Annotated in this window: 10 protein-coding genes; all 10 read left to right on the forward strand. The window is 46.8% G+C overall.

All coding sequences use genetic code 11. The features are described 5' to 3' along the window. Window positions 1–177 precede the first annotated feature (177 nt). The 10 genes from DET59_RS14510 to DET59_RS14555 all read left to right on the forward strand — a co-directional run bounded on the left by DET59_RS14510 (window position 178) and on the right by DET59_RS14555 (window position 11,104). A complete protein-coding gene (locus DET59_RS14510) occupies window positions 178–1,263 on the forward strand; it encodes an ABC transporter substrate-binding protein (protein WP_113970356.1) in 1,086 nt (361 codons plus the stop codon). Next, window positions 1,253–2,086, forward strand: a complete 834-nt coding sequence (locus DET59_RS14515) for an alkaline phosphatase family protein (RefSeq protein WP_113970357.1) — start codon at window positions 1,253–1,255, stop codon at window positions 2,084–2,086. The genes DET59_RS14510 and DET59_RS14515 overlap by 11 nt, the downstream gene beginning before the upstream one ends. Before the next feature lie 76 nt (window positions 2,087–2,162). Further along, window positions 2,163–3,008 carry an ABC transporter permease gene (locus tag DET59_RS14520; protein ID WP_113970358.1) on the forward strand — a complete coding sequence of 282 codons (846 nt, stop codon included), beginning with the start codon at window positions 2,163–2,165 and terminating at the stop codon, window positions 3,006–3,008. Continuing rightward, window positions 3,005–3,784: an ABC transporter permease gene (locus tag DET59_RS14525; protein ID WP_113970359.1), complete on the forward strand. Its 780-nt coding sequence runs from the start codon at window positions 3,005–3,007 to the stop codon at window positions 3,782–3,784. The genes DET59_RS14520 and DET59_RS14525 overlap by 4 nt, the downstream gene beginning before the upstream one ends. A gap of 1 nt (window position 3,785) precedes the next feature. After that, the gene (locus DET59_RS14530) at window positions 3,786–4,790 is read left to right on the forward strand and encodes an ABC transporter ATP-binding protein (RefSeq protein WP_113970360.1); all 1,005 of its coding nucleotides are present in this window, start codon (window positions 3,786–3,788) and stop codon (window positions 4,788–4,790) included. Beyond that, a complete protein-coding gene (locus DET59_RS14535) occupies window positions 4,787–5,566 on the forward strand; it encodes a DeoR/GlpR family DNA-binding transcription regulator (protein ID WP_113970361.1) in 780 nt (259 codons plus the stop codon). The genes DET59_RS14530 and DET59_RS14535 overlap by 4 nt, the downstream gene beginning before the upstream one ends. Before the next feature lie 12 nt (window positions 5,567–5,578). Then, window positions 5,579–6,544 (forward strand): histidinol phosphate phosphatase domain-containing protein, encoded by a 966-nt coding sequence (locus DET59_RS14540; RefSeq protein WP_113970362.1) that lies wholly within the window; start codon window positions 5,579–5,581, stop codon window positions 6,542–6,544. 171 nt (window positions 6,545–6,715) lie between these two features. Beyond that, a complete protein-coding gene (locus DET59_RS14545; RefSeq protein WP_113970363.1) occupies window positions 6,716–7,882 on the forward strand; it encodes an N-acetylmuramoyl-L-alanine amidase family protein in 1,167 nt (388 codons plus the stop codon). Between the two features lie 195 nt (window positions 7,883–8,077). Beyond that, window positions 8,078–9,442 carry a 23S rRNA (uracil(1939)-C(5))-methyltransferase RlmD gene (gene rlmD, locus DET59_RS14550; RefSeq protein WP_397540949.1) on the forward strand — a complete coding sequence of 455 codons (1,365 nt, stop codon included), beginning with the start codon at window positions 8,078–8,080 and terminating at the stop codon, window positions 9,440–9,442. Window positions 9,443–9,643: 201 nt separating this feature from the next. After that, window positions 9,644–11,104, forward strand: a complete 1,461-nt coding sequence (locus tag DET59_RS14555; protein WP_113970365.1) for a protein adenylyltransferase SelO — start codon at window positions 9,644–9,646, stop codon at window positions 11,102–11,104. Window positions 11,105–11,240: the final 136 nt, after the last annotated feature.

An 11,240-nucleotide genomic window follows, 5' to 3' on the forward strand; every position in this document is an offset into this window, starting at 1 on the left:
ATTGAATCTACTTGTGAAAAGCCATTCACCACCCTCACCACCGAACCCTTTACACCAACTTAACGTTATTTCAGAATAGTTTTACGTTTGTTTAATCTTCTATTTACTTTGTTTTCTTATGATGAGTGTGTGAAACAAAAGAAAACAAAAATGATTCAAAACTAGGAGGAGACATCCATGAAGAAGAATCCATTGTTGAAGGTATTAACTGTAGGGGTGACTTCCGCTTTCCTTATGGCGGGCTGTTCTGGAAATGATAACGCAGAAGGAAGCAAGATCGATACTAGTAATCTATCATTGGAGCAAATAGAGAAGAAGGCAAAAGAAGAAGGGGAAGTGAACTCAGTCGGAATGCCGGATTCATGGGCGAACTGGGGGCAGACGTGGAAGGATATCACAGAGAAGTATGATATCAAGCATACAGATACGGACATGTCGAGTGCCGAAGAGCTTGCGAAGTTTGAAACAGGAAATGTCGATGTAGGAGATGTCGGTGTGGCATTTGGACCTCTTGCTGAAGAGAAGGAACTGACGCTTCCATATAAACCTACTCACTGGGATGAAATCCCCGATTGGGCGAAAGATGACAATGGAGACTGGGTGGTTGGCTATACCGGAACCATGGCTTTCATTATAGATAAGAATAACGTGAAGAATTCTCCTTCTTCATGGAGTGACCTTCTAAAGGGTGATTATAAGGTGGATGTAGGTGACGTGATGAAAGCCAATCAGGCTCAGTTCGCTGTCCTGGCAGCAGCATTTGCAAACGGTGGGGACGAGAAGAATATTGAACCGGGTATCGAGTTCTTTGAGAAGCTCGCGAAACAGAATCGCCTGCAGACGACGGATCCTTCCCTGACGGCGTTGGAGAAAGGGGAAACAGATGTTGCCATCGTGTGGGATTTCAATGCACTGAACTATCGTGACCAGATCGATAAGGATCGCTTTGAAGTCGTGATTCCATCTGATTCATCTGTCGTGTCGGGATATGCGAATGTCATCAATAAAAATGCCAAGGATCCACACGCAGCGATGCTGACACGTGAATACATCTTATCTGATGAGGGACAGGCAAACCTTGCCCGTGGATATGCAAGACCGATTCGTGAAGATGTAGAACTACCTGAAGATGCAAAAGCAAAGCTTCTTCCTGATAGCATGTATAAGAATGTACGACCGGTCGAGGATGCAGACGCATGGGAAAAGGCCACAAAAGCCCTACCGCAAAAATGGCAGGAGAGTGTGTTGGTCCATGTCAACTAACGATAAGCTGATCTTCATCATGATCGACGGTCTTCGTTTTGACACGGCTGTGGACAATATGGGATACCTCCATCATTTGGTGGAAAAGGGACAGGCTTCACGATTCAAGGTCATTTCAGAGGTGCCAAGCATGTCCCGGCCCCTTTACGAAGTTTTGTTGACGGGAACACCTCCTTACCAAAACGGGATCACGTCCAATCAAATCGTGTGTAGTTCAAAGGAAGAGAGCATCTTTCATCTGACGAGTAAAAATGGATTGAAGAATGCAACGGCAAGCTACCACTGGGTGAGTGAACTCTATCATTCCGCTCCATTCAATCCCATGACGGACCGCATCAAGCTTGATGGGAATGGTGCCATTCAAAACGGGATGTTCTACTGGGAGGATCACTATCCCGATACGCATCTATTTGCCGATGCCAACTATATGAAAACGACGAAAGATCCTGATTTCCTCTATATTCACAGCATGAATGTAGATGATGACGGACACAAATATACGGCAGACTCCGCCGGTTACAGAAATCGTGTGATTGCCGTGGACGTCATGCTTGCTTCGATTCTTCCCGACTGGATCGAGGAAGGATATCAGATCATCATTTCTGCCGATCATGGAATGAACAAGGATGGTCAGCATGGAGGGACGACGAAGGAAGATCGGGAAGTCCCGTTATTCGTCATCAGTTCGAAACTCGAAGCGGGAATCTATGAACAGGAAGTCCCGCAGCTTCAAATCGCACCATTACTTTGCAAACTATTAAACATTCAACCGTCACCTGCCATGCAGGAATTAACGATTCCTGGCCTCACTGAGGGTTTGTAGTCCTACTCAGGGTGAATGGGCACGTATTCCCTTCACCCTGATCATTAGCACAATGGTGTAAAAGGAGTGAATACTCATGAAAAAGAGGACATCCGGTATTTTTCTTACAATGGTTCCTTTAGTGGTCTTTATTCTATTATTCTTGATCGTTCCATTGCTGTCGATGGTTCATGCCAGTTTTACAAAGGGTGGGGAAGCGTCGTTTTCCCTGGCTAACTATATGGAGATTTTTACAAATCCCTATTACTATCAATCATTTAAAAATAGCATCATCATTTCGATTTCGTCTACCGTCGTGGCGATCATCCTGGCACTCTTTGCCGCATACGCCATTACGTTTTTTCACAAAAAGACCCAGGACCGGATTCTCGTACTGGCAAATTTGACGTCAAACTTCGCCGGGATTCCGTTATCTTTCGCATTTATCGTCTTATTGGGGAATAGCGGCGTGTTCACGATTTTAGCGGAAAAACTGGATGTCGCTTTGCTGAATCATTTTAATCTGTATTCATGGACAGGCCTCATACTGATTTATATATACTTTCAATTGCCCCTGGCCGTCATGCTCATGTTCCCGGCGTTCCACGGCATTAAGGAGCAGTGGCGGGAATCGGCTTATCTTCTCGGGGCGTCACCGCTTACGTTCTGGAAACGCATCGGCATTCCGATCCTTTTACCGAGCGTCGCGGGTACATCAAGCATTTTATTTGCGAATTCAATGGGCGCATATGCCTCGGCCTATGCCCTGACAGGAAGTACGTACAATCTGGCCACCATCAGGATCGGAGCCTTGATTTCAGGGGATATCTTTGCTCAGCCGGAACTTGGAAGCGCCCTTGCCGTGTTACTGGGAGTAACGCTGATTGTCTCGATGTTAATCAATGAATGGCTCACAAGAAAGGTAAGGAGGGATGTCGGATGAAGAAGAGTCGTTTATCGTTCGTCCCCTTGGTCATTGTGTTTGCTTATCTTATCGTTCCATTAGTAGCGACGTTCTTATATTCGGTTTCGACTAAATGGAATCAAACCGTTCTGCCTGAAGGGATCACGTTCAAGTGGTATACGGAGCTATTCAGTGATGGAGCATTCACTTCAGCCGTCCTACGTTCCCTTATGCTTTCAGGAGGAGCCACGGTTCTTTCAGCACTATTCATGGTGCCTGCGATATTCGCCATTGTCGTCTATGCCCCACGTTTGGAAAAAGGGCTGCAGGCAATTGTGCTTCTCACCTATGCCATGCCGGGAGTCATTATGGCCGTAGGGCTGTTAAGGGCGTATTCGAAAGTCGGGGTGCCGATGGTCCTGGTGACGGTCGGTGCGTATTTCATCGGAATCATGCCTTATATGTATCAAGGTACCCGCAATAGTCTCAGAAACATTCATGCCGTATCCCTGATGGAATCGGCTGAACTGCTGGGGGCATCCAAAATATCGGCCTTCAGGAAAATCATCGTTCCCAATATCATGACGGGAATCCTGGTGTCAGCCCTCCTTTCATTCTCGATTCTATTCGGGGAATTCGTCCTGGCAAACTTATTGGTCGGTGGTAGTTATGAAACCGTACAAATTTACTTGTATCAGCAATTAAAGAAAAGTGGCCACTTTTCCAGTGCCATCGTCGTGTGTTATTTCGTATTCATCAGTATCCTATCAAGCCTGGTTGTGAAATTTGCCCAGCGTAAAAAGGAGTCGTTCTAACATGAGCTTTATCACATTGAATCAAATCCAGAAATCCTTTGAAGGCCAAACGGTCATTCAAGATATGAACCTCGAAATCGAGAAAGGGGAGCTTGTGACGTTCCTTGGTCCAAGCGGCTGCGGGAAAAGTACGCTCCTCAGGATGATTGCAGGTCTTGTCACACCAGAAGAAGGCTCCATTTTGATTGATAGAAGAGATGTGACCAATGTATCACCGAAGGACAGAGGAGTGGGAATGGTGTTTCAATCGTATGCCCTGTTTCCCAATATGAATGTGTATGAAAATGTCGCCTTCGGATTGAAGATGAAGAAAATGGAGAAGAGCGAAATCCATGAAAAAGTCATGAATATCATTGAACTGGTAGGACTGACAGGGAAAGAAAAGGCATTTCCACATGAATTATCCGGCGGTCAGCAGCAGAGGGTGGCTCTTGCGAGAAGCGTCGTCGTCGAGCCGAAAGTCCTTCTGTTGGATGAACCACTCAGTGCCCTTGATGCGCAGATCCGAAAAAACCTGCAACAGCTGTTACGATCGATTCAGCAAAGACTCGGCATCACGATGATCCTTGTGACTCACGATCAGGAAGAAGCCATGATCGTAAGTGATCGAATCGTACTGTTGAACAAGGGTGAAATGGTTCAAAGCGGACATCCTCATGATATCTATATGAATCCGTCTACGGAATTTGCCGCAAGATTCATCGGTCATTACAATGTCCTTGGTGCAGGTGAGCTCGATGCCTTACTGGGACCGGCAGCCCTTCCTGACCACAGTCTTTACGCCATCCGTCCTGAAGCGTTTCAGAGAACGGAATCTGGACAATCTTATGCCATAAAAGCTGTGGTGAAAGACATCGCTGTATTAGGAAGCATCGTACGCTATACGTTGGAGTCGAACTCTGTGACCTTTTCTGCCGATTTGCTGCAGCAAAGAGAGATGGGACTGACGCCTGATGGTGAAGTCATTCTATATATCCAAAAAGAGGACGTGATCCCACTGACATGAGTGCATTTGCATCGGACCGGCACAAATTAATAGAAGACATCCTTCATGTGGATGAGAAAATATACGTCACACAATTATCAGAAAAAATGGGTGTGACACCTGAAACCATCCGGAAGGACCTGGCAATCCTTGAGAAAGAAAACCGTCTCACCCGTGTCCATGGAGGAGCGGTGAAATACGTTCCACCCGTGCAGGAGCCGTTGTTCCGCCAAAAGATGAATGTCCACCTGGAGGAAAAACGGACGATTGGAAAACTTGCCTCCCGGTATGTACAGGACGGGGATACGATCATGTTGGATGTTGGCACCACGACCTATCAACTGGCCCATGCACTCGCTGGGCTTCAACGTCTGACAATTGTCACCAATTCACTTGCTGCAGCGGAAATCATCAATAAGAGCCTTGAAGCAAAGATATTTGATGGCAAGCTCGTGATGCTTGGAGGGATGAGTAATCCTGAACAGAAATCGGTGGCAGGGGCATTGACCATCCAAATGCTCCGCCATTTTCAATTTGACAAAGTGTTCCTATCTTGCGGTGGAGCCACCATGACAGACATATTCGATTATGATTTGGAAGAATCCCTGGTTTCTGAAGCCGTCATGAAGCAGGGGAGGGAATTATATCTATTGGTCGATTCCTCCAAACTGAACCGGACCTCTTTTTGCCGGATTGGTTCAATGAATGAACTTGATTATGTTGTCTGCGATGCCCCGATGCCGAGGGAGTGGCAAAAAAATAAACTCCATACATTAAAAAAATGGATTTCGCCATAAGGAGGAGACCCCATGACTGTCGATTACCACGTACACCTGGAAGAAGGCCCCTACTCATTTCGATGGCTTGAACGTACAAGCCGCGCTTTGCAGCATTTTCATCCGATTGACAAAGGGGTCCATCATCGAAACTGGATTCAATCCAGCCACAAGCTACTGAGCGGGCGTTTAGAAAAGGGTCCCTATTCATCCGAATGGCTGGATCTATACTTACAAAAAGCCAAAGAGAGAAAACTGAAGGAAGTTGGCATTGTCGATCACTTATATCGATTCAGTGAAACACGGGACTATTTCGAGAAGCACATGGATATCAGTGAAACCGACTTGGGAAAAAAACAACACCGGTGGTTGAAGCAGGTGATGACCGAAAACATGGGGGACTTTGTTAACTTCATCGAAAGTCAAAAACCCAAATGGGCAGATCACGGCATTAAGCTGAAGCTTGGGATGGAGGCAGACTTTTTCCCGGGCTCTCATGACCAGCTGAAAGAGTTGTTATCTACGCACAAATGGGATTATGTGATAGGATCGGTTCATTTCGTGGATGGGTGGGGTTTTGATAACCCTGAAGCCATTGATCATTTCGAGCAATATGATCTAGAAGAGCTGTACGGACGATTCTTCCAAATCGTTGAGGAGGCCATCTTCAGCGGCTTGTTTGACTTTGTCGCCCACCTCGATAATCTGAAAGTCTTCAACTTCAGACCGGATGAAGAAAAGCTACTGCCCCATTACCAGAAAATCGCACGTGCATTAGTGGAAACAAATACAGCTACGGAAGTAAACGCTGGTTTATTTTACCGTTATCCAATCAAAGAAATGTGTCCGAGTCCCAACTTTTTGAAAGTGCTGACTGAAGCAGGAGTGAGGTTCACCACCTCATCGGATTCCCACTTCCCGGATGATATCGGACTTTATGTGAGTGAAAACACGGAACGATTAAAAACACTCGGAATCCACCAAGTGGCCACTTTTTAGTTTGTATCTTCTTTTCAATTAATAGAATGCGTGCCTGCCCCCTCCCGTTACATAAACCGTGGGTGGCAGGCACCTTTTTATCTATCGGCTGAATTTCAAGCTTATTTTCCCCGGCCGTGACCATTTGTACAAGCTATGAATATTTTACTAGTAGAAGGGGTGATAGATTAAATGGTAAAAGCTAGTGATTTTTTGATCGCTTTAGATGATGGTCATGGTATCGGGACAGCGGGAAAACGTACACCTTATATCCAGTCGGTTGGCAGACAGATCAGTGAAAATGAGTTTAATGAGAAAGTGACATTCTTTTTGAAAGTTGAATTGGAGAGATGTGGGTTCAGGACTATACTGACCGCTCCGACTGATGAAGATACACCATTAAAGTCACGTACAGATCTAGCCAATTCTAGGAGAGCCAATGCCTTGGTTTCCAACCACTTTAATGCTTTTGATGGAAAATTCGATGGTCCGGGAAAAGATGCTGAAGGGCATTCCCTTCATATCTATTTCAATGATGCCCAGGATAGAAGGCTCGCGGAAAGCATTGGGAAGTACTTGAAACAGGGTACGAAGCAGGTATATCGCGGGATCATTGAGCAGAATCTTCATATGACAAGGGAGTTCAATGGGCCTGCGGTGCTTGTGGAAAACGGGTTTATGGATAATGAAAGAGAAGCCTTGCTCATGATCAATGAAGAATATCAAAGGGAATCGGCAAGGGAGCAGGCTCGTGGGATATGTGATTTTTTCGGACTTCCTTACGTGGCTGCAGGAAACGTTGTGGTCCCTCCTGAAACGGATGTCAAAGGAGTGTGGACAATCAAGGATGTTATCGGAAAACGGGTGGAGAGCATATATAAAGGTGCTGAAGGATTGGACTTTTACAGTAAGCCGACCTTCCGGGATACCTACCGTGCCGGCACTTTGAAGTACGGATATGGGTTTCCGGAGATTGTACGGAAGCTTAAGGTGGAAGGTGCATATATGTATGAGGTCAAAAACTCAAGGGGACATGTGTACTATGTAACAGCAGCCCCGAAATTTGTGAAGGTGGAAGGAAACGGTCAATCTTCCGGGGGATCATCATCTCCGCCGCCTTCATCGGGACCGGTCGCCATCGGGGAAATCAGTATCGTGGGGGTGGAGAATGCCGCTATCATACAGGATCGCCCTGACCGTTTGACATCAAAGGGCTTGGGGATCATCGCAAAGGGCAGGAAGATTCCCGTCACAGGATCCCTTAAAGGCAACAACAGCAGCTCGGGATACTGGGAAGTCCTCTACAACGGCAGGAGAGCTTATATAACCGGAGAATTCGGGCGTTACAAAGCCTATTAGCACTGTCCGCAATAATAAGGTCCGTCCTTTAGAGCATTAACGCTCTAAAGGACGGACCTTCATTTGTCTTTGGTGATGCAGGGAGGTGAGGAGCCTATATCCCTGTTGCATTCCCCCGCTTTTTTTAATAAAGTATAAAGTTAGACAGAAGTTTTCAAGGAGGACCAGAAATTGACGAATATCAAACCAGAAACAATGGTTGTGACAATAGAAGATTTGGACCAAAAAGGGTCAGGGCAGGCTGTGGTCTGGCGGGAGAATGAGCTTGGCAATCCGAAGAAGCTGAGACTCACGATCCCTCAGACCCTGCAGGGGGAAAAGGTGGAAGTGACGGTGGATCAGCCTGATCGCCGCAGACGAAAGGCAATGCCGGATGAAATCCTCGAGGCCCACTCTGAGAGAATCCCTGCACCTTGTCCGCACTTCGAACGATGCGGAGGATGTGTGTGGCAGCATTGGGAGTATAACGGTCAGTTAAAGCAGAAGACGGATCATGTGAAGCATGCCCTGGAAGAGCAAGGCTTTGATCCTGACCTGGTCCGGGATACGATGGGGATGGATAATCCTTGGCGTTATCGCAATAAGATGGAATTTACGTTTTCTCCTGAAGGTGCCCTTGGACTGCATGAGCAAGGGAATTTCCGTAAGGTCATTTCTCTTGAAACCTGCTTGATCGCAAGTGAAGAAATGGTGGAAGCGACGATGGAGGTTGCCGATTGGGTGAAGGACCATGGATTAAAAGGGTATAACAAGGACGAGCACGAAGGGTTACTTCGTCATTTAATGGTCCGTCAATCGTTTGTAACGGGTGAACTGATGCTTGGTCTGTTTGCAACGGAGGCGCCTGAAAATCATCAGGAGGCAGTGGACGACTTAGTTGCCCGCGCAGGTGAAAAATTCCCCCAAGTCAAAAGCTTGTTATGGCTTGAAAATACGGCATGGGCGGACCGGACGCAAGCAGAAGAGATTCACCTTTTAGCGGGTCGTGACTTTATTTATGATGAAATGGATGGATACCGCTTCCGTCTTTGGTTTGATACGTTCTTCCAGACGAATCCGACTCAAGCTCAAAAGCTCGTTGACTTAGCGATTGAAATGGGACAACCGAAGAAAACAGAAAAAATGATCGACCTTTTCTGTGGAGTAGGGACATTTTCTCTGCCATTCGCAAGCAGAGTCGGAGAACTTGCCGGCATTGAAATCGTCGAAAGTTCGATCGAGTCAGCGAAACGCAATGCTGAAGATAACGGTATCTCAAACACGACATTCCTCGCTAAGGATGCTCGAAAAGGAATTGACCAAATGCTGGAGAGCTTTGGCCATCCACAACTACTAATGCTTGATCCGCCTCGATCAGGTGCAGGCGGAAAAGTCATGAGACGAATCGGACGTGCCAAGCCCGAACGCATCGTGTATGTATCCTGTAACCCCGATACATTCGCGACGGATATCAAGGAGCTGGAACCATTCGGATACACCCTTGATGCTGTTCAACCTGTTGATTTATTCCCTCAAACGGTGCATGTTGAGTGCGTAGCGACCTTGACACTAAATAAATAAATGGGACGGAGGGACAGGTTCGTTGTCCCACTGGAAATGGTGCTTGATCCTTATAAGGGTCGGGCACTTTTTTGTAATAGTGGTGTACATTCCCTTTCATGTGTAAAATATAATATATAGAACTGGACTCGAAGAAAATCATAGAATCTCTATGATTTTCTGTTTAATGAAAATAAGCCAAAACCAAAAGAAGGAGATACCATGACAAAGGGAAACGAAACAGGATGGAACATAGAAAATAGTTATGCGCGCCTGCCCGAATCATTTTTCACAATGCAGGATCCGACTCCTGTTCAAGCGCCAAAGCTGATTGTTCTGAATGAACGAGTGGCTGAGTCGCTGGGACTCAACCTAGAAGAGTTGCATCGTGAAGAGGGAACAGAAGTGTTTGCAGGCAATCAAATACCCGAAGGTGCCGAACCCCTTGCTCAAAGCTATGCCGGGCATCAGTTTGGCCATTTTAATATGCTGGGAGACGGTCGTGCTGTCCTGATTGGCGAACAGATCACCCCATCAGGTGAGCGTTTTGATATTCAGCTCAAAGGTGGAGGAAGAACCCCGTATTCCCGAGGCGGGGATGGTCGCGCGGGACTTGGACCGATGCTCCGGGAGCACATCATCAGTGAAGCCATGCACGGACTTGGGATTCCGACTACCCGAAGCTTGGCGGTGGTGACTACAGGTGAGCCGATTTACCGGGAAACGGAACAACAGGGAGCGATCCTGACCCGCGTAGCGGCTAGTCATCTTCGCGTCGGTACTTTTCAGTTTGCTTCTAAATTTGGAACGGTGGAAGATCTCCTGGCACTGGCTGATTATGCTGTGGAGCGTCACTACCCGGAAGGTTTGAATGCACCGAACCGTTATCTTTACCTTCTCGAAGAAGTCATCAAGCGCCAGGCTGCACTTATTGCCAAGTGGCAAATGGCCGGGTTCATTCATGGCGTGATGAACACGGATAACATGACGATCAGTGGAGAAACCATTGATTATGGTCCATGTGCTTTTATGGATACATATGACCCGGCAACGGTATTCAGCTCCATTGATACGGGAGGGCGTTATGCCTATGGAAATCAGCCTCAAATTGCCGGCTGGAACCTTGCCCGGTTTGCTGAAAGCCTGTTGCCGATTCTTCATGAGGAACAGGAAGAGTCGTTGAAGCTTGCCCAGGATGCTGTGATGGAATTTCCTAAGCTGTATCAAGATCACTGGCTCGACGGAATGAGAGGGAAACTCGGTATTTTCAACGAAGAAGAAGGGGACGAAGCCCTTGCAAAAGATCTCTTAGGTTTAATGAAAGAGAATCGTGCCGACTATACCAATACATTCCGTGCATTAACAAATGAAGAACAAATCGATCTGTTTAATATCCGGGAATTTGTTCAATGGAAAGAACGCTGGGAAGAGAGACTTAACAGGCAGGAAGAGTCGAAAGAAGCAACTCATCAGTTAATGCGAAAAAGTAATCCATCTGTGATTCCACGGAATCACCGTGTGGAGGAAGCGTTGGAAGCTGCAGTGGAAAGTGGTGATTACAGCGTAATGGAGCGTTTGCTTGAGGTTCTTAAAGATCCTTATCAGTTATTGACAGAACAGTGCAAGTACGCGACACCGCCTGATCCATCCAACCGCCCTTACCGAACGTATTGCGGTACATGAAGAATGAGCGAAAAAGCAGGAAGCCCAAATGGTTTCCTGCTTTTTTTGGTGTGCCCGGCATGTGCACACGCTTTAGGGTTCAAGTCCCGAACGGTGAAGGTCGTTGTAGCCGTTAGCTGAAGGCAAGGGTGTCCAG

Source organism: Rossellomorea aquimaris, assembly GCF_003315075.1.
GTDB lineage: Bacteria > Bacillota > Bacilli > Bacillales > Bacillaceae_B > Rossellomorea > Rossellomorea aquimaris_C.